General features: G+C 72.6%; 24 protein-coding genes and 1 pseudogene. 20 read left to right on the top strand and 5 right to left on the bottom strand.

Features of this window, described 5'->3' with window-relative positions; all coding sequences use genetic code 11:
- Window positions 1-215 precede the first annotated feature (215 nt).
- From QRY02_RS22490 to QRY02_RS22400, 19 genes and pseudogenes are all read left to right on the top strand, one after another.
- Window positions 216-566 (top strand): hypothetical protein, encoded by a 351-nt coding sequence (locus tag QRY02_RS22490; RefSeq protein WP_103335164.1) that lies wholly within the window; start codon window positions 216-218, stop codon window positions 564-566.
- Complete coding sequence (locus tag QRY02_RS22485) at window positions 559-1,131, top strand: DUF3558 domain-containing protein (RefSeq protein WP_285993492.1); 573 nt, start codon at window positions 559-561, stop codon at window positions 1,129-1,131. The genes QRY02_RS22490 and QRY02_RS22485 overlap by 8 nt, the downstream gene beginning before the upstream one ends.
- A 14-nt stretch (window positions 1,132-1,145) precedes the next feature.
- The gene (locus QRY02_RS22480; RefSeq protein ID WP_285993491.1) at window positions 1,146-1,703 is read left to right on the top strand and encodes a PPE domain-containing protein; all 558 of its coding nucleotides are present in this window, start codon (window positions 1,146-1,148) and stop codon (window positions 1,701-1,703) included.
- Window positions 1,700-2,431, top strand: a complete 732-nt coding sequence (locus QRY02_RS22475; RefSeq protein ID WP_285993490.1) for an ESX secretion-associated protein EspG — start codon at window positions 1,700-1,702, stop codon at window positions 2,429-2,431. The genes QRY02_RS22480 and QRY02_RS22475 overlap by 4 nt, the downstream gene beginning before the upstream one ends.
- 510 nt (window positions 2,432-2,941) lie before the next feature.
- Window positions 2,942-3,373, top strand: coding sequence for a division/cell wall cluster transcriptional repressor MraZ (gene mraZ, locus QRY02_RS22470; protein ID WP_014467434.1), 432 nt, complete (start codon window positions 2,942-2,944; stop codon window positions 3,371-3,373).
- A gap of 216 nt (window positions 3,374-3,589) precedes the next feature.
- Window positions 3,590-4,543: a 16S rRNA (cytosine(1402)-N(4))-methyltransferase RsmH gene (gene rsmH, locus QRY02_RS22465; RefSeq protein ID WP_285993489.1), complete on the top strand. Its 954-nt coding sequence runs from the start codon at window positions 3,590-3,592 to the stop codon at window positions 4,541-4,543.
- On the top strand, window positions 4,540-5,298 hold the full coding sequence (gene ftsL, locus QRY02_RS22460; RefSeq protein ID WP_285993488.1) for a cell division protein FtsL: 759 nt from the start codon (window positions 4,540-4,542) through the stop codon (window positions 5,296-5,298). The genes rsmH and ftsL overlap by 4 nt, the downstream gene beginning before the upstream one ends.
- Window positions 5,298-7,223 (top strand): peptidoglycan D,D-transpeptidase FtsI family protein, encoded by a 1,926-nt coding sequence (locus QRY02_RS22455; protein ID WP_285993487.1) that lies wholly within the window; start codon window positions 5,298-5,300, stop codon window positions 7,221-7,223. Before ftsL ends, QRY02_RS22455 begins: the two co-directional genes overlap by 1 nt.
- A gap of 241 nt (window positions 7,224-7,464) precedes the next feature.
- Window positions 7,465-9,009: a UDP-N-acetylmuramoyl-L-alanyl-D-glutamate--2,6-diaminopimelate ligase gene (locus QRY02_RS22450; RefSeq protein WP_285993897.1), complete on the top strand. Its 1,545-nt coding sequence runs from the start codon at window positions 7,465-7,467 to the stop codon at window positions 9,007-9,009.
- Window positions 9,006-10,508 carry a UDP-N-acetylmuramoyl-tripeptide--D-alanyl-D-alanine ligase gene (locus tag QRY02_RS22445; RefSeq protein WP_285993486.1) on the top strand — a complete coding sequence of 501 codons (1,503 nt, stop codon included), beginning with the start codon at window positions 9,006-9,008 and terminating at the stop codon, window positions 10,506-10,508. The genes QRY02_RS22450 and QRY02_RS22445 overlap by 4 nt, the downstream gene beginning before the upstream one ends.
- A complete protein-coding gene (gene mraY, locus QRY02_RS22440) occupies window positions 10,505-11,587 on the top strand; it encodes a phospho-N-acetylmuramoyl-pentapeptide-transferase (protein ID WP_013228040.1) in 1,083 nt (360 codons plus the stop codon). The genes QRY02_RS22445 and mraY overlap by 4 nt, the downstream gene beginning before the upstream one ends.
- 2 nt (window positions 11,588-11,589) lie before the next feature.
- Window positions 11,590-12,996 carry a UDP-N-acetylmuramoyl-L-alanine--D-glutamate ligase gene (gene murD, locus QRY02_RS22435; protein WP_285993485.1) on the top strand — a complete coding sequence of 469 codons (1,407 nt, stop codon included), beginning with the start codon at window positions 11,590-11,592 and terminating at the stop codon, window positions 12,994-12,996.
- Window positions 12,983-14,485 carry a putative lipid II flippase FtsW gene (gene ftsW / locus QRY02_RS22430; RefSeq protein ID WP_285993484.1) on the top strand — a complete coding sequence of 501 codons (1,503 nt, stop codon included), beginning with the start codon at window positions 12,983-12,985 and terminating at the stop codon, window positions 14,483-14,485. The genes murD and ftsW overlap by 14 nt, the downstream gene beginning before the upstream one ends.
- Window positions 14,482-15,606, top strand: a complete 1,125-nt coding sequence (gene murG / locus QRY02_RS22425; protein WP_285993483.1) for an undecaprenyldiphospho-muramoylpentapeptide beta-N-acetylglucosaminyltransferase — start codon at window positions 14,482-14,484, stop codon at window positions 15,604-15,606. Before ftsW ends, murG begins: the two co-directional genes overlap by 4 nt.
- Window positions 15,599-16,996, top strand: coding sequence for a UDP-N-acetylmuramate--L-alanine ligase (murC, locus tag QRY02_RS22420; RefSeq protein WP_285993482.1), 1,398 nt, complete (start codon window positions 15,599-15,601; stop codon window positions 16,994-16,996). The genes murG and murC overlap by 8 nt, the downstream gene beginning before the upstream one ends.
- A 4-nt stretch (window positions 16,997-17,000) precedes the next feature.
- Window positions 17,001-17,837 (top strand): cell division protein FtsQ/DivIB, encoded by an 837-nt coding sequence (locus QRY02_RS22415; protein ID WP_285993481.1) that lies wholly within the window; start codon window positions 17,001-17,003, stop codon window positions 17,835-17,837.
- 79 nt (window positions 17,838-17,916) lie between these two features.
- Entirely contained in the window at window positions 17,917-18,747 is an 831-nt protein-coding gene (locus QRY02_RS22410; protein ID WP_285993480.1) for an NAD(P)H-binding protein, read from the top strand.
- A 322-nt stretch (window positions 18,748-19,069) separates the two neighbouring features.
- Window positions 19,070-19,495: pseudogene (locus tag QRY02_RS22405) on the top strand (discoidin domain-containing protein); the annotation flags it as partial.
- A 53-nt stretch (window positions 19,496-19,548) separates the two neighbouring features.
- Window positions 19,549-20,430: a glycoside hydrolase family 64 protein gene (locus QRY02_RS22400; RefSeq protein ID WP_502874234.1), complete on the top strand. Its 882-nt coding sequence runs from the start codon at window positions 19,549-19,551 to the stop codon at window positions 20,428-20,430.
- A 56-nt stretch (window positions 20,431-20,486) separates the two neighbouring features.
- On the opposite strand, the gene QRY02_RS22395 is transcribed toward QRY02_RS22400, so the two are convergent.
- Window positions 20,487-21,656 carry an MFS transporter gene (locus QRY02_RS22395; protein WP_285993479.1) on the bottom strand — a complete coding sequence of 390 codons (1,170 nt, stop codon included), beginning with the start codon at window positions 21,654-21,656 and terminating at the stop codon, window positions 20,487-20,489.
- 77 nt (window positions 21,657-21,733) lie between these two features.
- Here QRY02_RS22395 and QRY02_RS22390 point away from each other — a divergent pair, with 77 nt between their 5' ends.
- The gene (locus QRY02_RS22390) at window positions 21,734-22,294 is read left to right on the top strand and encodes a CGNR zinc finger domain-containing protein (RefSeq protein ID WP_285993478.1); all 561 of its coding nucleotides are present in this window, start codon (window positions 21,734-21,736) and stop codon (window positions 22,292-22,294) included.
- Between the two features lie 20 nt (window positions 22,295-22,314).
- On the opposite strand, the gene QRY02_RS22385 is transcribed toward QRY02_RS22390, so the two are convergent.
- From QRY02_RS22385 to QRY02_RS22370, 4 genes are all read right to left on the bottom strand, one after another.
- Complete coding sequence (locus QRY02_RS22385; protein WP_285993477.1) at window positions 22,315-22,656, bottom strand: VOC family protein; 342 nt, start codon at window positions 22,654-22,656, stop codon at window positions 22,315-22,317.
- Between the two features lie 71 nt (window positions 22,657-22,727).
- Entirely contained in the window at window positions 22,728-23,534 is an 807-nt protein-coding gene (locus QRY02_RS22380; protein ID WP_285993476.1) for a carboxymuconolactone decarboxylase family protein, read from the bottom strand.
- Window positions 23,531-24,766 (bottom strand): RNA polymerase sigma factor, encoded by a 1,236-nt coding sequence (locus tag QRY02_RS22375; protein ID WP_285993475.1) that lies wholly within the window; start codon window positions 24,764-24,766, stop codon window positions 23,531-23,533. The genes QRY02_RS22380 and QRY02_RS22375 overlap by 4 nt, the downstream gene beginning before the upstream one ends.
- The gene (locus QRY02_RS22370; protein ID WP_502874233.1) at window positions 24,763-25,191 is read right to left on the bottom strand and encodes a YciI family protein; all 429 of its coding nucleotides are present in this window, start codon (window positions 25,189-25,191) and stop codon (window positions 24,763-24,765) included. Before QRY02_RS22370 ends, QRY02_RS22375 begins: the two co-directional genes overlap by 4 nt.
- Window positions 25,192-25,200 lie beyond the last annotated feature (9 nt).

Here is a 25,200-nt window from a genome sequence, read left to right as displayed (position 1 = left end):
CCCCTCGCTGCTGTCCGCGCGCAGCGACCAGCCTTCCACCCAGTGTGTCAAACCCGGGCGAACCGGGGGCTGGAACCCCGCGATGACACTGCGCAATCAGCGACGATACCCCGATCAGGGGGGTATTCACCCGATTCTGGGTGCTCCCGCTGACACCCTGCTCTGTCGTATGCTGCGGTTCGAGGTCGCCCGGCTACGGAGAGGCGTATCCGCTTATGAGCGAGCTGCGAACCCAGCCGCCCTTCGACGTCCGCGGCTTCGCGGTCGCGCCGGAGCTGGCCACGGACGCCTACGCGAAGCTCGGCCGGCTGCAGGACGTCGTGGGCGAGATGGTCCGTGAAGCCAAGGTGCTCGGCCGGAGCGTGCCGCTGGGCGGCGGGTACGCCGGCGAGATCGGCGAGTTCATGGCCGAGTACGGGATCGGCGGGCAGGGCTCGGCGGTGCAGCAGCTGACCGCGTTCGGCAAGGAGCTGGAGACGCTCAAGCGGCGGATCGGCGAGGCGCTGGCGAAGTACCAGCACGCCGACGAGCAGGCGGCCGAAGGCGTGGACTGCACGGGTGGCTGAGCCGGTGCGCGCGAAGGGGACCGACGGGTGGGGCCGGGGGCTTCTCCTCGCTTCCGCTCTCCTCCTCACCGCGTGCGGGCAGCAGAGCGCCCCGCCGGCCGCCGTGGGGCACACCTCCGCGGTGGCCTCCGCGCCCGCCGTACCTCCGCTGTCCGCTTCGCCGACCGGTCTCACCGCGCTCGATCCCTGCACCCTGCTCTCCCCGCAGGACCGGTCGGCCGCCGGCGTCACCGTGCTCGGGAAGCCCAAGGCCATCGCCGGTGCCCGGGCGTGCGACTGGACCGTGCCCGCCACCTTCGGCGTCACCGTCACCTTCGACGAACGACACGGCCTGGCCGATCTCGACGTCACCAAGAAGAACGCCACGAAGACGACGGTCGGCCGCCACCCCGGGCTGAAGGTCGCCGACAAGAAGGCCGCCGACGGCACCTGTGCCGTGCTGCTCGGCGTCGGTGACCACGCCAGCGTGCAGATCGACGTCAGCAACACCGGCTTCTCGGACACCCCGCTCGCGTGCCGTCGCGCGGGCACGGTGGCCGGGCTGGTCGAACCCAAACTGCCCTGACCAGGAGGTGCGCCGTGCCCGAACCACCCGTCGCCACCGCGCGGTACGAGGCCTACAGCCACGAGGCGATGGCCGCGGAGGTCGTGCGCGGCAACGACCCGGTCGCCGCCGGCGAAACCGGCGCGCGCTGGGACGGGCTGGCGAAACGGCTGCAGGAGTCCACCGCCGACGTCGCCGCGCTCGTCGCTTCCTCCGACGAGCACTGGCGCGGCCCGGCGGGCGACGCGGCGCGCGCGGCGCTGGGCCGGGCCGCGCAATGGCTTTCGCACTCCGCCGCCGTCTCGGCGTCGGTGGGGCAGGCGGTCGGTGCCCAGGCCGAGGCGGCCGCGCGGGCCCGGGCCGACATGCCGCCGCCGGTGACCTACGACCCGGCGTCGATGATCCGCGACGCGGCGTCCAGCGGGAACGTGCTCGTCCTGGCCGGGCTGGCCGGGGAGATGGCCGCCCGCCGGGCCGAAGCGGAGGCCGCGCGGCAGAAGGCCATCGACGTCCTCCGGACGAGGGACACCGCGCTGCGCGGCCACGTGCCCGCCGAGACGTTCCCCGCCCCGCCGGCGCTGGGGCGGGCTTGATCCGGGTCTCGGCGTCGGCGTTCGACATCCTCTGGACCGACCTCGGCCACGACCGCCCGCCGGAACCGCTGAGCGTCCGCAGCGTCGGCGCGACCGACGCCGAACGGGCCGAGGTGCGGAAGGCCGTCTACGGCAACCTCGCCGAGCGCGGGCTCCACGACGGGTCCCGGCTGGAGCCGGCCCTGGCCGCGCGGTTGAACCTGCTCGCGGACGCGGACGTGTTCGTCGCGTGCGAGGCACTGGCGGACATGACGGCGGCGACGCCGTTCCGCGCGGTGACCGCGGCCCGCGGCCGCCGCGGCGTCCTGGCGACCCAGCCGGAGCAGACGATCGGCCTGGACTCGATCCGCGACGGCGAGCTCGCCACGGCGATCGTCGACGTCCTGCCGGAGCTGTCGGCGGGCCCCGGCTACGGCATCAGCCTCCCGGCGTCGACGCTCTCGGGTGCTTCGGAGGCCGGTTCGGGGCCGGCGTCGGCCCAGCTCGAGGAGGTCCGGGCGATCCAGGCGCGGCCGGTGTACGCGGCGGGGCAGTTCAGCGTGAGCCGTCGCTCGGGATCGGGCCGGGTGACCCGGGTCGGCGGCTTGACCTGGTTCGACACCGACGTCGGCGCGTATTGCGCGACGAAGACCCCGGGCCGGGGTGGGCAGGAGTGGGTGACGGTCAGCCCGGTCGACAGCACCCGCCTCGCCGCCCGCGTCACGGCCCTCCTCACCCCGCAGGACTGACGCGCCGAGGTGTGACCCGGGACGGAACCGACGTGATCCGGGACGGAACCGACGTGATCGGGGACGTAACGCGCGAGTTCCGGCTTCGATCACGCGAGTTCCGGGTCTGATCACGCGGGATACGGGTCTGATCACGCGGGATCCGGGTTTCGGGACGGGTGCCCCCACTCGGCCCCACCCGGTTCCCCACCTTGACCCACTGCGGGCCCCACGGCGCCCCACTCGAGGGGTGGGAGGGTTCTTTCGCGGCCGTTATGCGGACGCATGGGGAACAGCTGAGGTTGCTCCGGCCCCCGGTGCGGGGGATCTTGGCCACCGTGCCCCACCACACCCCCCACCAGGCCCCACCCTGCTGACCTGCGCAAACGGAACACCCGACGGAGTGGTCTGCCCGTTTGTCGCGTTGACTGTGGTGAAAAGTGGGGTACGGTGGTGGCCAGTGGGGCGGAAGGGAAGCCCCGTAGCCGCAGGCGGTGGTTCGCCACCGGGTGCGGTAGGGAGGTGGAGGCCGTGTTCCTCGGCACCCACACCCCGAAGCTGGACGACAAAGGGCGGCTCGCGCTGCCCGCGAAGTTCCGTGACGCCTTGGCGGGTGGGCTGATGCTTACCAAGGGGCAGGACCACTGCCTCTTCGTCTTCCCCCGCGCCGAGTTCGAGCAGATGGCGCGCAAGGTCGCCGAGGCCCCGTTCACGAACGAGGCGGTTCGGGCCTACCAGCGCTACCTGTTCGCCGGCACGGACGAGCAGCGTCCGGACGGCCAGGGGCGCATCACCATCGCGCCCGAGCTCCGCCGCTACGCGGGGCTCAGCAAGGAGTGCGTGGTGATCGGGGCGATCACCAGGCTGGAGATCTGGGACGCCCAAGCGTGGCAGGGCTACCTGGAGGAGCACGAAGACAGCTACGCGAAGGCTCGAGAGGAAGTACTGCCGGGCGTCTTCTAGGCGTGTGGTCGCGGTGCACCTTCGTCGTCGGGGGACGAGAGGTTCGCCGTCCGCACGATGAGGGGAAGCCCACCCGGATGCCGTGAGGCCTCTGTCCGCTCAATGGCCCTGGTGCACCTTCCCCGGTACCAGGTCAGCAGCGGGCGGACAGGGACCTGACGGCATCCGCCATATTTCCCCCCGGGCCGCCCAGGCGAGAGAGGGGGAGGGAACACCATGACGGCACCCGAGCACGTCCCGGTACTGCTGAGCCGCATCGTCGAGCTGTTCACTCCCGTGTTCGCCGACCGCGACGGCGTCCTCGTGGACGCGACGGTCGGCCTCGGCGGGCATTCCGACGCCCTCCTGGAGGCCTTCCCGCGGCTGCGGCTCGTCGCGCTGGACCGCGACCCCGCCGCGCTCGAAAAGTCCGCGGAACGCCTGGCCCGCCACGGCGACCGCGTCGACTTCGTCCACACGGTCTACGACGGGCTCCCGGAGGCCCTGGAAAGCGTGGGCCTCGAAAAAGCCGACGGCATCCTGTTCGACCTCGGCGTCTCCTCGATGCAGCTGGACCGCGCCGAGCGCGGGTTCGCCTACTCCAAGGACTCGCCGCTGGACATGCGGATGGACCCGACGACCGGGTTCACCGCCGCCGACGTGCTCAACACCTACGCACCCGGCGAGCTGATCCGGATCCTGCGGGACTACGGCGAAGAACGCTTCGCGCAGCGGATCGTCAAGGCCGTCGTGGCCGCGCGGGAAAAGGAGCCGTTCACCACCAGCGGACGCCTGGTCGCACTGCTCTACGACGCCGTCCCGGCCGCCACCCGCCGCACCGGCGGGCACCCGGCCAAGCGCACGTTCCAGGCGCTGCGGATCGAGGTCAACGGCGAACTGGAGGTGCTGCGCCGCGCCATGCCCGCCGCGCTGGGGGCGCTGCCGGTCGGCGGGCGGATCGTCGTCGAGTCGTACCAGTCCCTGGAGGATCGGCTGGTCAAGCAAGCACTGGCCGAGCTCGCGAAGTCCCGCACCCCGGAGGGGCTCCCGGTGGAGCTGCCGGGACACGGACCGGAGCTGAAGCTCCTCACGCGCGGCGCCGAGAAGGCCGGCGAAGAGGAGATCGAACGGAACCCGCGCGCCGCCTCGGTGCGGCTGCGGGCCGCAGAGAGGATCGGAGAGCCGCGATGACCGCTCCCGCGAAGTCCTCCCGCCGCCGGGCCGCGCCGGCGACGGGGGGTCGCACCGAGGCCGCCCGCACCTCGACGGGCACCGTCGAGCCGGACCGGCAGGCGCCGCAACCGGCCAAGGCCGCGCCGCGGCGCGGGTCGCGCGGCCGCACGTCCGCGGCCGAGCGCGCCTACGCGCGCCGCGCCCAGCGCGCCGACCTGCTGAAGGAACGCGAAGCGCGGCCGGAGCCCAAGGCCCGGGCCGCCGAGCCGCCGGAGAAGCCGAAGCTCCAACTGAAGCTGCTGCTGCCGAAGTCGCGCGCGTCGTTCGTGCTGATGATGATGGCGCTGCTGGCCGCCGGTGTGGCGACCACGCTGTGGCTGACCACGCAGGCGATCGCCGACTCCTACCGGCTCGAGCAGCTGCGCACCACCAACGCGAACCTGGCCGAGCAGAAGGAACAGTTGCAGCGCGACGTCGCCAAGGCCGAGTCACCCGCTTCACTGGCCCCCGCCGCCCAGCAGCAGGGCATGGTGCCCGGCGGTGACCCGGCGCGGATCGTCGTCGGCCCGGACGGGAAGACCTCGCTCGTCGGCGAGCCCAAGAAGGCCAAGGCGGACACCCCGGTGGTGCCGGCCGCGCCGCCCGCCGCGCCCGCCGCGGGCACGCAGTCGCAGCAGGGCGCGCCGATCGAGGGCGACCAGCCCGCTGTGCCCGCCGAAGAGCAGCCGCCGGCGCAGCAGCAGCCGCCGGCCCAGCCGGGAGGCGGCCAGTGATGGCTTCGGGCCGCAGCCAGGCCCGCGCGCGCGCCGCGGGCAGCGCGCGGCGGACGTACGCCGCCGGAACCCGCAGCGCGGCCGCACGGCGGGGCAACGGCGGGCACCGCAGCCGGTTCTCCGCCGTGCGCCTGCTGCTGGTCGCCGTACTGCTGGTCGCGGGCGTGAAACTGGTGCAGGTGCAGTGGTTCGACGCCGAGGCGCTCTCGGCCGCGGCCGAACGGCAGCGCGCCCAGACCATCGACATCCCCGCCCAGCGCGGGTCCATTGTGGACCGCAACGGCGCGAAGCTGGCGTTCAGCGTCGAGGTGCGCACGCTCTCGGTGAACCTCAAGGCGCTGCACAAGAGCATGGACGACTTCGCCACGAAGAACCCCGGCACGACGAAGACGTTCGACGCCGAGACCGCCGCGGCCGCCAAGTACATCTCGGGCAAGCTCCCGAAGGTGATCGGCGAGCAGCAGCTGCTCGACCTGTTCCACAAGCAGGCGTCCTTCACCTACCTGGTGAACAACGTCGAGCCGTCCATCGCCGCCGACATCGTCAAGCACTTCGCGTGGATCGGCGTCGAGAAGCGCGCGCTGCGGGAGTACCCGGGCGGCGGCCTGGCGGCCAACATCGTCGGTGCCGCGAACTGGCGTTCCGAAGACAAGGACGTGTCGAAGCACAACCTCCACGGCCTGGTCGGGCTCGAGCTGCTGCGCGACAACGACCTGGCGGGCACGCCGGGCCGGATGATGGTCAACACCAAGAACGGCAGCGACAACGTCGTCATCCCGGGCACCGAGCGCGACCTGCAGGCCGCCGTCCCCGGCTCCGACCTCGAGCTGACCATCGACTCCGACCTGCAGTACGAGGTGCAGCGGCAGCTGGCGGACTACGTCCAGCAGTCGCACGCCAAGGGCGGGCAGGCCGTCGTCATGGACGCCAAGACCGGCGAGGTCTACGCGCTGGCCAACGACAAGACCTTCGACCCCAACGACCAGAGCACCTGGAAGACCGACGACCTGGCCAACCCCGCGGTCACCACGCCGTTCGAACCCGGTTCGGTGAACAAGCTCGTCACCGCCACCGGGGCGATCGACTTCGGTGTCGCGACGCCGGAGTCCACGGTCGAGGTGCCCGGTGCGCTGCAGGTGGCCGACAAGACGGTGCACGACGCCTGGACCCACGGGACCCAGACCTTCACCACCACCGGGATCTTCGCCAAGTCGTCCAACATCGGCACCCTGCTGCTGGCGCAGAAGATCGGCGAGGAGCGCTACGCCAACCTGCTCAAGTCGTTCGGCCTCGGCCAGCGCACCGGCGTCGGCCTGCCCGGCGAGAGCGCGGGCGTGGTGCCCGCGCGCAGCCAGTGGTCGGCGACCACCTTCGGCAACCTGCCCATCGGGCAGGGCCTGATGATGACCGTCCTGCAGATGGCCGGGATGTACCAGGCGATCGCCAACGACGGCCTGCGCGTCGAACCCCGGATCGTCAAGGCCAAGGTGAACCCGGACGGCACGACCGTGCCCGAGCCGGCCCCGAAGTCGGTCCGGGTGGTCAGCCCGCAGACCGCGAAGACGGTGCGCGACATGATGCGCGCGGTCGCCCAGAACGGCAAGGGCCTCCAGAAGGGCACCGCGCCGACGGCGGCGGTCGAGGGCTACCAGATCTCCGGGAAAACCGGCACCGGCCAGCAGGTCGACCCGCGGACGAAGGCCTACAGCGACCACCTGTACAACATCACCTTCGCCGGCATCCTGCCCGCCGACCACCCGCGGTTCGTCGTCGGGATCCGGCTGGACGCGCCGGACACGACGCTGCCGGTCGGGCACTCCGCCGCGCCGCTGTTCCACACCATCGCGTCGTACGTGACGCAGCGGTACCAGATTCCGTTGTCCGACGGCCCCTCGCCGGAGGTCCCGCTCATCATCGCGCCGTAGTCAGGCACTGTCCGTTAAAGCCCCCTCACGCGGCAACGCGCGAGGGGCTTCGACGCGTGAGCGTCCACATCGGCCGGCGACGGGGAAACCCTTGCGGCGCAACGGGGTCCGCGGCGCCGTTTAGCACATGTGCCCGGCCCGCACGCAATCGCCGTACCGCGTGCGGGTGCCCGAACCGCCCGCCGGTAGCCTCTTGGCCGTGTCCGTGTCCTCGTCCAGTTCCCAGGTGCCGGAAAGCCCGGTGAAAGCGGTCCCCGCGCCGCCCCGTCCGGCGCGCATCGACCCGGTCCCGCTGGCGACGCTGCTCGCCAGGGCGGACGCCCGCCTGATCGCCGGGTCGCCCGACGCGGCCGAGCTCACCGTCACCGGCACCACCCTGCGTGCCCAGCACGTCCTGCCCGGCGACCTCTTCGCCGCCCTCCCGGGTGCCCGCGCCCACGGCGCCGACTTCAGCGACCAGGCGGTTGCGGCCGGAGCCGTCGCCGTCCTCACCGACGCCGCGGGCGCCGAGCGGCCCGCCCTGCGCGACGCCGGTGTCCCGGTCCTGGTCCACGCCGACCCGCGCGCCGCCCTCGGCGAGATCGCCGCCTGGATCTACGGCGAGCCCTCCCTGAAGCTGTCCGTGCTCGGCGTCACCGGCACCTCCGGCAAGACGACGACGTCCTACCTGGTCGACGCCGGCCTGCAGGCCGCCGGGCTGACCACCGGCCTGATCGGCACGGTGGAGACCCGGATCGCGGGCGAACGGCTGGTCAGCGGCTTCACCACGCCGGAGGCGCCCGACCTGCAGGCGCTGCTCGCGGTGATGCTCGAGCGCGGCGTCACGCACGTGCCGATGGAGGTCTCCAGCCACGCGCTCGCCCTGGGCCGCGTCAACGGCACCCGGTTCTCCGTCGGCGCCTTCACCAACCTCTCCCAGGACCACCTGGACTTCCACAAGGACATGCAGGAGTACTTCGCCGCGAAGTCCCTGCTGTTCGACGGCCGCTCGACGCACGAGGTCGTCGTGGTCGACAGCGCGTGGGGCCAGGCCCTGCTCACGCCGCAGACGATCACCGTCACCACCGACCCGGGTACCGAAGCCGCGTGGAAGGCCACCGATCTGGAGGCCACCCCGCATGGCGAGCAGACGTTCACCCTGCACGGCCCGGACGGCGTCCGCGCGGCCGCCCGGATCCCGCTGCCCGGCGAGTTCAACGTCGCCAACGCCGTGCTGGCGGCCGCGATCCTGAGCACCGCCGGCGTGGCACTGGAGCACATCGTCGCCGGGCTCGCCCAGGTGCAGGTGCCAGGCCGGATGGAGCGCGTCTACGTCGGCCAGGAGTTCACCGCCGTCGTCGACTACGCCCACAAGCCGGCCGCGGTCGCCCAGGGGCTGGACGCGCTGCGGGCCCGCACCGAGGGCCGGATCATCACCGTGCTCGGCTGCGGCGGCGACCGGGACACCGCCAAGCGCCCGATGATGGGCGAGGCCGCCGCCCGCCGCAGTGATGTCCTGATCGTCACCGACGACAACCCGCGCTCCGAGGACCCGGCGGCGATCCGCGCCGCCATGCTCGCCGGCGCCCGCGCGGTCGGGCCCGCCGAGGGCGGCGAAGTCATCGAGATCGGTGACCGCCGCGAGGCCATCGCGCACGCCGTTTCGCTCGCCGGACCGGGCGACATCGTCTTCCTCGCCGGCAAGGGGCACGAGTCCGGCCAGGAGGCCGGCGGCGTCGTGCACCCGTTCTCCGACCGCGACGAGCTGGCCGCGGCCATCCGCAACAAACTCGAGGTGAGTGTGTGATCGTGCTCAGCCTGGCCGAGATCGCCGACGTCGTCGGCGGCCGGCTGCACCGCGCCGAACCGGGCGCGCAGGTGACCGGCACCGTGGAGTTCGACACCCGGGAGCTCACGCCCGGCGGCCTGTTCGTCGCGCTGCCGGGGGAGAAGGTCGACGGCCACGACTTCGCCGCGCAGGCCGTCGAGGCCGGCGCCGTGGCCGTGCTGGCCGCCCGCGAGGTCGACGCACCCGCGATCGTCGTCCCGCCGCTCGCCGCGGGCGAGGCCCACGAGCGGTCGGTCGCGCTGACCGGCGACAAGGACGGCTCCGGTGCCGCGGTGCTGGCCGCGCTGGCCAAGCTCGCCCGGTACGTCGTGCAGCGCCTGGCCGAGGGCGAGCTGACCGTCGTCGGCGTCACCGGCTCCTCCGGCAAGACCTCGACCAAGGACGTCATCGCGCAGCTGCTCGAGCCGCTCGGCCCGACGATCGCGCCGCCCGGGTCGTTCAACAACGAGCTCGGCCACCCCTGGACGGCGTTGCGAGCCGACGCTCGGACGAAGCACCTGGTGCTGGAGCTGTCGGCCCGGGGCCCCGGGCACATCGCCCACCTCGCGGAGATCGCCCCGCCGAAGATCGGCGTCGTGCTCAACGTCGGCAGCGCGCACGTCGGCGAGTTCGGCTCGCGCGAAGGCATCGCGAAGACCAAGGGCGAGCTCGTCGAGGCACTGCCCGAGGACGGCGTCGCGGTGCTCAACCTCGACGACCCGCTGGTCGCGGCCATGGCGAGCCGCACGAAGGCCCGGGTGGTGTTCGTCGGCGAGAGCTCCTCGGCGCAGATCCGCGCGGAGCACATCACCCTCGACGACGAGGCCCGCGCGTCCTTCCGGCTGATCACCCCGGCCGGCGAGACCGACGTCAAGCTGCCGCTGCACGGCGAGCACCACGTCGGCAACGCGCTGTCCGCCGCGGCGGTCGCGCTGGAGCTGGGTGCGACGCCGGCGGAGATCGCGGCCCGGCTCTCGGCCCTCGAACGGCGCTCCGCGCGCCGCATGGAGGTCGTCACCCGGCCCGACGGCGTGACGATCCTCAACGACTCGTTCAACGCCAACCCCGAGTCGATGCGGGCCGGCCTGAAGGCCCTCGCGGCGATGACCCGGGAAACCGGCCGCCGGTCCTGGGCCGTGCTCGGCGTGATGGGCGAGCTCGGCGCGGACTCCGTCACCGCCCACGACGAGATCGGCAGGCTCGTCGTCCGGCTCAACATCGCCAAGCTCGTCGTCATCGGGCCCGAGGCGGCGGCCATGCACCAGGGCGCGCACCAGGAAGGCTCCTGGGGCGAGGAGTCCACTTTGGTACCCGACGTCGAGGCCGCCGCCGCCCTGCTGCATGATCAGCTCCGCCCCGGGGACGTGGTGCTGGTCAAGGCCTCCAAGGCCGCCGGCCTCTGGCGGGTCGCCGAGGCCCTGCTCGAACCCCGGGAAACCGACAACTCCGAGAATCGCTCGAACGGTGGTGACGCGTGATCAGCATCCTGATCGCGGCCGCGGCGGGCCTGCTGGTCTCCATCATGCTGACGCCCTACCTGATCCGGGTCTTCTCCCGGCAGGGCTTCGGCCAGGAGATCCGCGAGGAAGGCCCCCAGGGACACAAGTCCAAGCGCGGTACCCCGACCATGGGCGGTGTCGCGATCATCATCGCGATGGTCGTCGGGTACTTCGCCGCGCACCTGATCAACTGGATGTTCAACTCCCGCAGCGGCGCGCCGACGGCCTCCGGGCTGCTCGTGCTGATGCTCGCGGTGGGCCTGGGGATCGTCGGGTTCCTCGACGACTTCATCAAGATCCGCAAGCAGCGCAACCTGGGGCTGAACAAGACCGCGAAGCTGGTCGGGCAGCTCGTCGTCACCATCGCGTTCGCGGTGCTGGCGCTGAACTTCCCGAACCAGCACGGCATCACGCCGGCGTCGGAGAGCCTCTCCTACGTCCGCGACCTCGCGCTGATCACCTTCCCGTCGGTGATCTTCGTGATCTTCTGCTACGTCGTGATCTCCGGCTGGTCGAACGCGGTCAACTTCACCGACGGCCTCGACGGCCTGGCCGGTGGCGCGGCGGCGATGGTGCTGGCCACCTATGTCGTGATCTCGTTCTGGCAGGAGCGGCTGTCCTGCGCCAACGCGCCGGCCGCCGCCTGCTACGACGTCCGCGACCCGCTGGACCTGGCCGTGGTCGCCGCCGCGGCGACCGGTGCCTGCGTGGGCTTCCTCTGGTGGAACGCGGCCCCGGCGAAGATCTTCATGGGCGACACCGGCTCGCTGGCCCTCGGCGGCCTGGTCGCCGGCCTGTCCATGACGACCCGCACCGAGCTGCTGGCCATCGTCATCGGCGGCCTGTTCATGGTCGAGATGATCTCGGTGGTCGCGCAGATCGCGGTGTTCCGGACGACCCGGCGCAGGTTGTTCCGGATGGCGCCGTTCCACCACCACTTCGAGCTCGCCGGGTGGGCCGAAACCACGGTGATCATCCGGTTCTGGCTGCTCTCGGCGATCTGCTGCATGTTCGGGCTCGGCCTGTTCTACAGCGAGCAGCTGGGCCTCGGGGGCTGACTTTGGACTTCGCCGGTCGTCACGTTCTCGTCGCCGGGGCCGGGGTCACCGGCAAGTCGGTGGTCCCGGTGCTGGTCGAGCTGGGTGCGCGCGTCACCGTCACCGACGGCAACGCCGAGCGCCTGGCCGAGCTGGAGGGCCTCGGCGCCGAGCTGGTGCCGGGCCTGACCGAGCCGCCTTCCGACGTCGTCCTGGTCGTCACCAGCCCGGGCTGGCGGCCGACGTCACCGCTGCTGGTGGCCGCCGCCGAAGCCGGTGTCGAGGTCATCGGCGACGTCGAGCTGGCCTGGCGGGTCGGGCAGCTGCGCGAGCACCCGCCGTCCTGGCTGGTGGTGACCGGCACCAACGGCAAGACGACCACCGTGGGCATGCTCGAGTCGATCCTCAAGGTCGCCGGCAGCAACGCCGTGGCCTGCGGGAACATCGGCTACGCGGCGCTCGACGCGGTCCGCGCCGGGTACGACGTGCTGGCCGTGGAGCTGTCGAGCTTCCAGCTGCACTGGTCCTCGACCCTCGCCCCGGACGCCGCCGTGGTGCTGAACCTGGCCGAGGACCACATCGACTGGCACGGCTCGATGGCCGAGTACGCGGCCGCCAAGGGCCGCGTTTACACCCGGGCCAAGGTCGCGGTGCACAACGCCGACGACGACTGGTCCACCCGGATCGCCGCCGAGCACGCGCCCGACAGCGCCCGCCGCGTCGGCTTCCAGCTCGACACCCCGCGCGCCGGTGAGCTGGGCGTGGTCGAGGACCTGCTGGTCGACCGCGCCTTCGTCGCCGACCCGGCGAACAGCGCCGAGGAACTCGCCACGCTCTCCGACGTGCGCCCGGCGGGCCCGCACAACGTCGCGAACGCCCTCGCCGCGGCCGCGCTCGCCCGCGCCCACGGCGTCTCGCCGGAGGCCGTGCTGAAGGGCCTGCGCGAGTACCAGCCGGCCCCGCACCGGGCCGTCGAGGTCGCCGAGGTGGCCGGGGTGCGGTACGTCAACGACTCGAAGGCGACCAACCCGCACGCGGCCGCCGGGTCCCTGCGGGCGCACGCGAGCATCGTGTGGATCGCCGGTGGCCAGCTCAAGGGCGCGTCGGTCGACGAACTGGTGAGCAGCATCGCAGGCCGTCTGCGCGGTGTTGTGCTACTCGGCGTCGATTCACCCGTGATCGCCGCCGCGGTTGCGCGACACGCGCCGGATGTCCCGGTGAACAGCCTCCGTCCGGGTGACGATGAACCCATGACTGCGGCGGTGAGTGCGGCCAGCGCGATGGCCCGACCCGGTGACGTGGTGCTGCTGGCACCCGCCGCGGCGTCGTTGGACATGTTCTCGAGCTACGGCGAGCGCGGCGACGCGTTCGCCGCGGCCGTGCGTGTCCTCCGCGACGACGCAGCGGGGGAGCCGAGTGACGACAGCTGAAACCAAGCCGGCACCGCCGCCGAAGCGGCCGCGCCGCGAGCGCAAGGAGAGCGGCTTCGTCGCCGTCCGGACCGCGCTGACGGCGTGGCTCTCGCGGCCGCTGGCGTCGTTCCACCTCGTGCTCGCCCTCACCGGCGTGCTCACCGTCATCGGCATCGTCATGGTGCTCTCGGCGTCGTCGGTCGCCTCCTACAACCCCAAGACCGGCAGCGGGGTGTACTCGCTGTTCGTCAAGCACCTGGTGTTCGTCGCGCTCGGCTCGGTCGTCTTCTGGCTGGGCCTGCGGGTCAAGCTGGAACGCATCCGGCGGATGTCGGCCACCGCGACGGTGATCTGCCTCGGCCTGCTGGTGCTCGTGCTCACCCCGCTCGGCTCGACGGTCAACGGCTCGCAGGGCTGGTTCAAGCTCGGCGAGTTCACCTTCCAGCCGGTCGAAGCCGCGAAGGTGGCGCTGGCATTCTGGGGCGCCCACATCCTGGTGATCAAGTACAACGTGATCCACCAGTGGCGGCACCTGCTGGTGCCGGTGGTGCCGATCGCGCTGCTGATGTTCGCCCTGGTCATGTTCCAGCCGGACCTCGGCGGCACGGTCACCCTCGCGGTGGTGCTGCTGGCGCTGCTGTGGTTCGCCGGCGCGCCGAAACGGCTGTTCGGCGTCATCCTCGCCGGCGGCCTGGCCGGGGTGCTCGTGCTCGCGATCATCGCGCCCTACCGGCTCGACCGGGTCATGTCGTTCCTTTCGCCGGACGCCGACACCAGCGACGGGGGCTTCCAGGCCAACCAGGCCAAGCTGGCCCTGGCCGACGGCGGGCTCCTCGGCAAGGGCCTCGGCCAGGGCACCTCCAACTGGGGCTACCTGCCGAACGTGCAGAACGACTTCATCTTCGCCCTGATCGGCGAGGAGCTCGGGCTGATCGGCTGCGTCGTCGTGCTCGTCCTCTTCGGCGGGGTCGCCGTCGTGGGCCTGCGGATCGCCACCCGCAACATCGACCCGTGGATCCGGATCGTCTCCGGCACGCTGACGGTGTTCCTCGTGGCCCAGGCCGGCATCAACATCGGTTACGTCGTCGGCCTGCTGCCGGTCACCGGCGTCACGCTGCCGCTCATCTCCTACGGCGGCACCTCGCTGGTGATCACCATGCTCATCATGGGCGTGCTCGCGAACGCCGCCCGGCACGAACCGGAGGCGGTGGCCGCGCTGCGCACACAGGGGCCGGGTAAATTCGGGCGTCTGCTGCGGCTGCCCGCGCCCGACCCGTACCGCCCGCCCGCCACGCGCAAGGCGGCGGGGCGGAGTGGGGCGAAGGCGGCCAGGCCGGCGCCCCGTGCGGCCCGGCCCGCCCCGGCTCAGGAACGACGCAGGTCGGTCCGCGAGCCGGTGCGCCGCAGCGCGGCACGGACGAGCGCGGCCACGTCTCGCGGCGGGGCCGCGCGGACAACAGCGAGCCGTGGTACCCGGAGTACCGCGAACCGGAGAGGTCATAGGTGAGTAAGCCCGTCAAGGGAACCGAGCGAGCCGCCGCGGGCAAGGGGCCGGTGGTCGTGGTCGCCGGAGGTGGCACCGCAGGACACATCGAACCCGCCCTCGCCCTGGCCGACGCCGTCATGCGGCTGCGCCCGGACGCGACGGTCGTCGCGCTCGGCACCGAGCGCGGCCTGGAGAACAAGCTGGTCCCGGCCCGCGGTTACCCCCTCGAGCTGATCCCGCCGGTGCCGCTGCCGCGCAAGCCGACGCCGGAGCTGGTCAAGCTGCCGCTGAAGGTCCGCGACTCGGTCCGCAAGACCCGCGAGGTGCTGGAGCGCGTCGGCGCGGACGTCGTCGTCGGCTTCGGCGGGTACGTCGCCCTGCCCGCCTACCTGGCCGCGCGCGGGCGCATCCCGATCGTCGTGCACGAGGCCAACCAGTCGCCGGGCCTGGCGAACAAGGTCGGCGCGCGGTTCGCCCGCCGCGTCGCGGTCGCCGTCGCGGGTACCCCGCTGCCGAAGGCCGAGGTCGTCGGGATCCCGCTGCGGCGGTCGATCACCACGCTGGACCGGCCCGCGCTGCGGGCCGAGGCGCGGGCGCACTTCGGCCTGGACCCGGACGCGCCGACGCTGCTGGTCTTCGGCGGTTCGCAAGGCGCGCAGTCGATCAACGCCGCCGTGTCCGGAGCGGCGAAGGACCTCGCGGACGCCGGTGTCGGCGTCCTGCACGCGCACGGGCCGAAGAACACGCTGGTCGTGCAGGAGTTCCCGGGCAAGCCGGCGTACGTGCCGGTGCCGTACCTGGAGCGGATGGACCTGGCCTACGCCGCGGCCGACGTCGCGATCTGCCGCTCGGGCGCGATGACCGTCGCCGAGGTGACCTCGGTCGGGCTGCCCGCGGTGTTCGTCCCGCTGCCGATCGGCAACGGCGAGCAGGCCAGCAACGCCAGGCCCGCCGTCGACGCCGGCGCCGCGCTGATGGTCTTCGACGGCGACCTCAGCCCGGCCAAGGTCGCCGAGCTGGTCGTCCCGCTGGTCACCGACGCCGACCGCGTCGCGAAGATGGGCGCGGCGGCCGTCGGCATGGGCCACCGAGAGGCCGACGAAACCCTCGCCCGCATCGTTCTGGAGGCCGCTGGTGCCTGAGTTGCCCGAAGAACTGCGCCGGGCCCACCTGATCGGGATCGGCGGGGCCGGCATGTCCGGCATCGCGCGGATCCTGCTGGCCCGGGGCGCTTTCGTGTCGGGCTCGGACGCGAAGGAGTCGCGTGCGCTGCTGTCGCTGCGCGCCCAGGGTGCCGAGCTGTTCGTCGGCCAGAGCGCTTCGAACATCTCGTCGCTCTCGGAACCGCCGTCCGCCGTGGTCGTCTCGACGGCGATCAAGGAGTCCAACCCCGAGCTGGCCGCGGCGCGGGCGGCGGGCATCCCGGTGCTGCACCGGGCGCAGGCGCTGGCCGGGCTGATGGCAGGCCACCGCGTCGCCTGCATCGCGGGCACGCACGGCAAGACGTCGACGACGTCGATGCTGACCGTCGCGCTGCAGCACTGCCGGCTCGACCCGTCGTTCGCCATCGGCGGCGACCTCAACGAGTCGGGCGCCAACGCCCACCACGGCGAGGGTGGCGTGTTCGTCGCCGAGGCCGACGAGAGCGACGGCTCGTTCCTGACCTACTCGCCGTCGGTCGCGGTCGTGACGAACGTCGAGTCGGACCACCTGGACCACCACGGCACGGCCGAGGCCTACACGAAGGTGTTCACCGAGTTCGTGAGCCGGATCGCGCCGGGCGGGCTGCTGATCGTCTGCGCCGACGACCTCGCGGCCGACGAGCTGGGCAAGCAGGCCTCCGACCTGGGGGTCCGGGTGCGCCGCTACGGGCGCACGGCCACCGGGCCGGGCGACGCGCGAGTCCTGGACTACGTCCCGGCGCCGGACGGCGGTGTCGTGCGGCTCGCGCTCGACGGAGCCGAGGTTTCGGTGCGCGTCGCGGTGCCGGGCGAGCACATGGCGCTCAACGCGGTCGCGGCCCTGCTGGCCGGGATCGAGCTGGGTGCGCCGGTCGACGGCCTGGTCGACGGGCTCGCGGCGTTCGGCGGGGTGCGGCGGCGGTTCGAGTTCAAGGGCCGGGCCGGCGACGTCCGCGTCTACGACGACTACGCCCACCACCCGACCGAGGTGGCCGCGCAGCTGCGCGCGGTGCGGACGGCGGCCGGGTCCGGGCGGGTGATCGTGGTGTTCCAGCCGCACCTGTACTCGCGGACCAAGACGTTCTCGGTGGAGTTCGCCGAGGCGCTGTCGCTGGCCGACGAGGTCGTCGTGCTGGACGTCTACGGCGCGCGGGAGGAGCCCGAGCCGGGCGTCACCGGCGCGCTGATCGCCGACCGGGTGACCGCGGCGGTGCACTACGAGCCGGCGTTCGACGTCGCCGCGCCGCTGGCGGCCGGGCTGGCCAAGCCCGGTGACCTGGTGGTGACCATGGGCGCCGGGGACGTGACCCAGCTGGGCCCGGAGATCCTCGCCGAGCTGGACAAGCGCTGAAGCCATGAGTCCGACCAGGGAACGCCGCCGTCCGTCCTCCGAAGAGGAGCTCCCGGATCGCGCTGCCCTGGCGAGGCAACGACGGGGGCGGCGCTCCGAGGAGGAGCGCCGCCGGACCCGCGCCGCGCGGCCCAAGACCGGGGGCCGCACCCGGCCCAACCGGCAGGTGGAGATCCGCCGCCGGTGGGTCGCGCTGCTGTCCGTGCTCACCGTGGTCGCCCTGGTCTACCTGCTGTTCTTCAGCTCGATGCTCGGCGTGCAGGACGTCTCGGTCGGGGGCTCCCGCACGGTGCCTGCCGACCAGATCCGCACGGTGGCCGCGGTCCCGGCCGGCAAGCCGATGCTGCGGCTGAGCACCGACGAGATCCGCGACCGGGTGGCGGGGATGCCCGGTATCGCGACGGTCGAGGTGTCCCGCTCGTGGCCGAACACGGTCGAGATCACGGTGACCGAGCGGACGGCGATCGCGTTCTTCGACAGCGGCCCGGGCGGCGACGGCGTCCACCTCGTCGACGGCGGCGGCGTGGTGTTCAAGACGGTCGCGGCGCGGCCGCCGGGCCTGCCGGAGCTCAAGCTGCCGAAGGTGTCGGCGGACGACCCGGTGACGCGCGCGGTGACGGCGGTGCTCGGGGTGATCCCGGAGCAGCTCCTCAAGCAGGTCACGACGGCAACGGCGAAGACGCCGGCGAGCGTGGAGTTCACGCTGGCCAACGGGAAGATCGTCCGCTGGGGCACCGCGGAGCAGACGGACCGCAAGGCCAAGGTCCTGGCGGCCCTGCTCACCCAGGACGGCAAGGTCTACGACGTCGCGGCGCCGGAACTGCCGACCATCACCTCCTGACCCGGGCACGGAACCACGTGCACCCGGTTCTCGTATGCCGTACGATCTCGTACGGCATACGAGAATGAGGAGGATGCTCATGACGATCCTGGTGACGGGCGCGACCGGCAGTGTCGGCCGGCTGGTGGTCGACGAACTGGTTGCGGCGGGTGTGCCCGTGCGGGCGCTGACCGTCGACCCGGACCGCGCCCGGCTGCCCGCCGCGGCCGAGGTGGTCGTCGGGTCGCTGGCGAGACCGTCGACGCTGCCGGTTGCGCTCAAGGGCGTCTCGGCGGTGTACCTGGCGCCGATGGCGCGGACCGTCGGGCGGTTCTGCGAGCTGGCTTCCGGCGCCGGTGTCGAGCGGGTGGTGGCCTTGTCGGGCAGCAGCGTCGGGGACGAGCACGAGGGCTCCAGCGGGCACGAGTACGCCGCCGTCGAGGTCGCCGTCCGGGCCGCCGGGTTCGACTGGACCTTCCTGCGGCCCGGCGCGTTCATGAACAACACGCTCGACTGGGCGCCGATGGTCAGGGCGGGCGAGGTCGCGATGGCCTACGGCGACGCGACGCAGACGCCCATCGACCTCGGTGACATCGCGGCGGTGGCCGCCCGGGTGCTGGTCTCGGCCGGGCACACCGGCCGGACGTATGTCCTCAGTGGACCGGAGGCGATCAGCCTGCGCGGGCAGGTCGAGACACTGGCATCGGTACTGGGCCGGGAGATCCGCTTCCGTGAGCTGACCCCGGCGGAGCAGCGCGCGCAGTGGATCGGTTACGGCATCCCGGAAACGGCCGTCGACTGGCTGCTCGAAGGCTTCGAGGAAACCCTGCGGCACCCGCAGGCGCCGACCGGCGTCGTCGAGGAGCTGCTGGGGCGGCCGGGCACGACGTTCGCGGAGTGGGTGGCCGCCCGGCGCGAGGTGTTCGCCTAGGGCGCGGCGGACGGCCGTGACCGGCGCGCGGTGGGACGGACCGGGGGTGACGGGCACCGCTGGGCATGGCTGACTCCTGGTGAGCCGGCCCCTGAGCGGGTGGCGGCGCCACGCAGAGGTTCGAGGTGAATCGGTTCCGAATATCGGTCCTCGGCGGGGAACTGTCAAGGGTTGACATGTCCGGGCACTGGTATGAACCTCTTTATCGAGCGTCCCCGGCCGGCCTTCCGAGGCATCCGCCCGGCGTTGAAGGGGATGAGCCGGACGACGCCGTCCCCTGACCGGCGGCGGGTCCGTCCCCGTTCCCGGCCAGGGAGGAACCATGCCCACGAACACCCCACCGCGGCGCCGTCGCCGCGGACCCGGTACCCGCTTGGCGACGCTGGCGGCGGCCCTCGCGGTCGCCGCGCTCGGCTTCGCCGTGCCTGCGGCTCACGCGGCCGATACCTTGATTTCGCAAGGGAAATCCGTCACGGCTTCGTCGGTGGAGAACGCCGGAACCCCGGCGAGTGCCGCGGTGGACGGCAACACCGGCACCCGCTGGTCGTCGCAGTTCAGTGATCCACAATGGATCCAGATCGACCTCGGCGGCGCCGCGACGGTCAGCCAGGTCGTGCTCCGCTGGGAAGCGGCCTACGCCACGGCGTACCAGATCCAGTTGTCCGACAACGGATCCAACTGGTCCACTGTGTACCAGACGACCACCGGAACCGGCGGTGCGCAGACGCTGGCCGTGGCCGGCTCCGGGCGGTACGTGCGGCTGTTCACGACCGCACGGGCCACCCCCTACGGCGTCTCGTTGTGGGAGTTCCAGGTCTTCGGCACCGGCGGCGGGACCACGCAGCCCGGCGCCGGCGTTCCCCCGATTCCTTCTGGGGTGACACCGGCACCATCCCGGCCGCGCAGAACGTGCTCACCGTCAAGGTGCTCAACCGGACCAACGGCAAGTACCCGGACAGCCAGGTGTACTGGAACTTCGGCGGCCAGACCCACTCGATCGCCGAGCAGCCCTACCTCGACATGCCGGCCAACTCGGCCGGGCGGATGTACTTCTACCTCGGCACGCCGAACGGCCAGTACGCCGACTTCATCGAGTTCACCGTCGGCCCGGACGTGTTCAACGGCAACACCACCCGGGTGGACGCGTTCGCGCTCAAGCTGGCCATGCGGCTGCACGCCCACGACGGCTACGACGTGCAGGTCGGCGACGACTACCAGACGTTCCAGGAAGATCGTTCGGCCACGTTCGCGAAGTTCCAGTCGGAGGTGCCGACCGAGTTCAAGGGCCTGGCGACGGTGAACGCGCCGTACCGGATCCCGGCACCGGGGAGTGCGCCGGACTTCCGCGCGGGCGGGCGGTACGCGAACTACTTCACGTCCTACGCGCAGTCGGTGGGGGTCAACGAGCCCACGTCGAACATCACCGGGTGCGCCGGTTCGCTGGCCGGCAACCCGGACATGTGCGCGGCGCTGAACCGGCACACGGCGCACCTGCCGCAGTCGCAGTGGCAGGACCCGGCGCGGTACTACCAGGCGGCGCCGGCGAACTACTACGCGAAGTTCTGGCACGACCACGGCATCAACCACCTGGCGTACGGCTTCCCGTACGACGACGTGGCCGCGCAGTCCTCGTTCGTTTCGCACGGGGACCCGCAGTGGCTGGTGGTGGCCGTCGGCTGGTGACCGGCGGGGTGGCTCGGTCCGCGGACCGAGCCACCCCGGCCGTCGATCGTGGCGGTTCAGACGCGCGTGCGGGCCATTCCGGCCAGGCCGAGCAGCGGGAGCACGCCGGCGAACACGACGACCGCCGTCCAGCCGCCCAGGTGGTAGGCGATCGAGCCGGCCTGGGAGCCGATCGCGCCGCCGATGAAGAACGTGCCCAGGTAGACGCTGTTGATGCGGGCGCGGGCGGACGGGTCGAGCTGGTAGATGGTGTGCTGGCCGACCACCAGCGTGGTCTGCACGGCCGTGTCGACGGCGATCGCCGCGATCGCCAGCAGGATGACGCTGTGCGCGCCGAAACCGGCGAGTGCGAAGGCGGCCGCGCAGAGCACGAAGGCACCCGCGGTGAGCTGCCGGCCGTGGCCGTTGTCCGACCACCGGCCGGCCAGCGGCGCCACCGCGGCGCCGGCCGCACCCGCCAGCGCGAACAGGCCCACGCCCAGCTGGGAGTAGTTGAAGGGCGGCGCGGTCAGGACGAACGCGATGGTCGTCCAGAACGCGCTGAAGGCGCCGAACATCGCCGACTGGTAGAGCGCCCGGTGGCGCAGCGGAGGGTGTTTCCGCGCCATGGCGAACGTGGAGCGCAGCAGCTCGCCGTAGCGGACGTCGGTCTTGGGCGCGCGGGGCGGCAGGATGAAGCGCAGCACGAGGGCGAGCGCGGCCATCGCGCCGGCCGAAATCAGGAACACCACCCGCCAGCTGGTCACCTCGGCGAGCAGGCTGGCGACGACGCGCGAGAGCAGGATCCCGAAGAGGAGCCCGCTGACGACCCGCCCGACGATCCGGCCGCGGATGGCGTCCGGGGAGAGGTCGGCGGCGAACGGGATGAGGATCTGCACCACGACCGACGCCGCCCCGACGACCAGCGAGGCGAAGAGCAGCACGGCGAACCCGGGCGCGATCCCGGTGCCGACCAGCCCGGCGCAGGCGACCGCGAGCAGCGTCGCGACCAGACCGCGGTTCTCGAGCCGGTCGCCCAGCGGGACGAGCAGCAGCATTCCGGCGGCGTACCCGAGCTGGGTGGCGGTGACCACCCCGCCGGCGGCGGCCTCGCCGACCCCGAAGGCCTGCCGCAGCTCGGCGAGCAACGGCTGGGCGTAGTAGAGGTTCGCGACGGTCAGTCCACAGGAGACGGCCAGGAGCAGCACCAGCCAGCCGGGTGGGGCTTTCTGCTCGGTCTCGGTCATGTGCGCCCCCTCGTGGAACCGGTTTGATCGGTTCTCGACGGTACCAGTCAAACCGGTTCCGGCGTACTGTGACCCGTATGACGGACAGATTCCGCGCGGGAGCGGGCCGCCCGTGCCTCGACTTCATCCGGACGCTCCGGTACCGGGGGACCCCAGCGGAGACGGAGGAGCTGCCGGACGCGGCGGCGTGGGGAGCCTGGATCGACCGGTTCGGCCCGTTCGCCACCCCGGTCCGGCCGGCGTCGGCCGCCGACGCGCGGGCGGTCCGCGAGGCGATCCACGAGCTGCTGACGGCATCGGCGCGCCCGTCGACCCGGCAGCGGCTGAACCGCGCCGCCGCGCTGCCGGTGCCCGCGCCGGCACTGACGCCGTCGGGCGAACTGCGGTGGCAGGCGGCGGATCCGGCGTCGGCGATGCTGGCGTCGCTGGCCCGGGACGCGCTGGAACTGGTGACGTCGCCGGAGTTCGCGAGGGTCCGGCGGTGCGAGGGGGCCCGCTGCGGGGCGTTGTTCCTGGACACGTCCCGGCCGGGAACGCGGCGGTGGTGCTCGATGGGGGTGTGCGGGAACCAGGCGAAGAAGTCGACTTATCGAGCCAAAGCCGCGACGGGGCCGGCGGACGACTTCAGCTTGCGCTGAACACGGCCGCCGGCGCCGGGTCAGCTTCGGGGAGCCGGTTCGTGGAGGCTGAACGGCGTCCCCTGGTCGTCGTGGCAGTGGGCGATCCGGCCGACGCCCGGGACCGCCTGCACGTCTTCGCTGCGGCCGCCGAGTTCGTGCAGGCGCTTGACCGAGGCGTCGACGTCGTCGGTGGTGAAGTAGACCCTGGGGTGGGTGAAGCCGGCTTCGGCGGCCGTGATGGCGCCGGCCGGGCCGTCGGCGATGACGTGGTAGTCGCCGCCGAACTCGCTGGTGGCCCAGCCGAACAGGGCGCCGTAGAAGGTGCGGGCCTTGGCGGTGTCGGCGGCGGGGATTTCGATCCAGTCGATCTGTCCGGGCATGGTGGTCTCCTGCTGGTGGTGTGCCGGTTGACTCACCGGAGGACGAACGCCCGTCCCCGTTCTCGACAGGCTCACGCCCCGGTCGCCCGGCGTCCGGCCTCGAAGGCGGCCAAGGCCGCGTCGACCGCCGCGGCGATGGTCACCTCGAAGATCTCGTCCTCGCTGTGGCCGGCGGACCGGAGCGCCTCGACGTCGGCGTCCGTGATCCGGTGGGACGCGTCGCGGACGGTCCGCGCGTAGGCCCGCAGGTCCTCCGGGAGGCCGTCGCCGAGCCGGGCGGCCGCGTCGGCGAGCTCGGTGCGGGGACCTTCGGTGATCAGGAACCGCGGGAAGCGGTAGCCGAACCGGTGCAGGGACCGCGTTCCCGTCTCGAGCTGGCCTTCCCGGAGGACGAAACCGAACGCGTTCGCGAGGCGGTTGACGATGTTCCACACCAGGTTCACGCGCAGCGCGTCGAGGACCGCCCGCCGCGGCAGGCCGGCGACGACGGCGGCGTCGACGTGGGCGGGATCCCGGCTGACGCTTTCGAGGAAGGCCCGCGCGGCCGCCAGCTCGGGACGGGCCGAAGCGGGGTCGCCGGGATCGATCTCGCCGGTGCCGGCGATCCGGGTGAGCTCGGCGTGCGTGACCGCGCAGAACGGGCACTCGTGCACCTGGGCGGTGGACATGGCCAGGTATTCGCGTTCGCCGGCGGTCCAGTACGACGGCCCGCGCATCGCGGCCGCGGTGAGTTCGAGCAGTGGACGGCTGAGGAATCCGGGCCGGTACAACAGCATCTTGACGATGTCCGGACTGTCCACTTTCGATTTTCGAGAGGTCAGGGCGAGGAACAGCTTGGCGCGGCGGCGGTGCCCGTTATCCAAAACAGACAGTCTCATGGGGACTCCTGGGGGTCGAGGGCCCGCAGCCGGCCGGTGAGGTAACGCCGGTCGGCGGGGTTGCCGGCGAGGTCGTGGGCGCGCCGGTACGCCCGCGCGGCCTCGGTGGTGCGGCCGAGGCGGCGCAGGAGGTCGGCGCGGGCGGCGTGCAGCAGGTGGTAGCGGTCGAGGCCGTCGATGCGGTCGATGAGCGCGAGCCCGTCGGCCGGTGTGGTGGCCATGGCGACCGCGACGGCGTGGTTCAGCGCCACCACCGGGGAGGGGACCAGTTCCCGCAGCCGGTCGTAGAGACCGGCGATGCCGGCCCAGTCCGTCCGGCCGGCGTCCGGTGCCTGGGCGTGCAGGACGGCGATGGCCGCCTGCAGCTGGTACGGCCCGGGCGCACCGAGCCGCAGGGCCCGGTCCAGCAGCCCGACGGCTTCGGCGATCTCGGCGCGGTCCCACCGCGTGCGGTCCTGGTCTTCGAGGAGGACGACCTCGCCGCCTGCCGTGTAGCGCGCCGCGGCGCGGGAGTCCTGCAGGAGGAGCAGGGCGGCCAGGCCGAGTGCCTCCGGTTCGTCGGGCATCAGGGTGGCGACCAGCTTGGCGAGCCGGATCGCTTCCTGCTGCAGCTCGCGGAACTCCGGCTGGTCCGGCCCCGCGGTGTAGCCGTGGGTGAAGATCAGGAAGAGCACCGCGAGGACGCCGGACAGCCGCTCCGGCAGGAGGTGGTCGGCCGGGACGGCGAAGCCGATGCCGGCGTCGCGGATCTTGCGCTTCGCGCGCACCAGCCGCTGGGCCAGCGCCGGTTCGCCGACGAGGAAGGTGCGGGCGATCTGCCCGGCCGTCAGCCCGGCGACGGCTTGCAGCGTCAGCGCGACGCGCGCTTCTTCGGCCAGCGCGGGGTGGCAGCAGGTGAAGATGAGGCTGAGCCGCTCGTCGCCCACGCCGAGCAGGCTCTCCGCGCCGGGGTCCACGGTCGTCGCCTCCGGAGGTGGTTCGAGCTCGGCCAGTTTCTCCCGGCCGCGCCGGGCCCGGCGGAGCCGGTCGATCGCGCTGTTGCGGGCCGCGGTCAGCAGCCAGGCGACCGGGTCGTCCGGCACCGCGCCGTCCCACTTGCGCAGGGCCAGCGCGCACGCCTCCTGCAGCGCGTCCTCGGCGAGTTCGAAGTCGCCGAGCACGCGGACCAGTGCGGCGAGCATCCGGGACCGGTGTTCGCGGTAGGCCGCCTGCAGGACGGGCGCCGCGCTCATGCGCCGGTCGCGGTCCGGTGGTCGAGGCCGGGCACGCCGGCGAGCGGCCGGACCTCGATCGTGCCCTGGGCGGCCATCGGGCACAGCGCGGCCAGTTCCAGGGCCTCGTCGAGGTCGCGGCAGTCGAGGACGTAGGCGCCCCCGAGGTGCTCGTGGGTCTCGAGGAACGGCCCGTCGGTGATCAGCGTCTTGCCGTCCCGGACGGCCACGGTGGTCGCGGTGTGCTCGCCCTGCAGCGGGTGCGCGGCCACGAAGGCGCCCCGCCGACGGCACTCGTCGGCGAACGCGTTCACCCTGGCCAGCGCCTCGGGGAAGCGCGGGTCGCCGGGCTCCGGGCGGTCGCAGTCGAAGATCAGCAACATGTACTGCACGTGTCCTCCAGCTCGGGTGGCGGTGCCGGCGTCGAAGAGGATGACGAACAGCACGACCGTAAC

Origin of the sequence: Amycolatopsis sp. DG1A-15b (assembly GCF_030285645.1) — a bacterium.
Taxonomy (GTDB): Bacteria; Actinomycetota; Actinomycetes; order Mycobacteriales; family Pseudonocardiaceae; genus Amycolatopsis.
The sequence above is the reverse complement of the archived record's forward strand: the minus strand, read 5'-3'. Positions and strand labels throughout refer to the sequence as shown.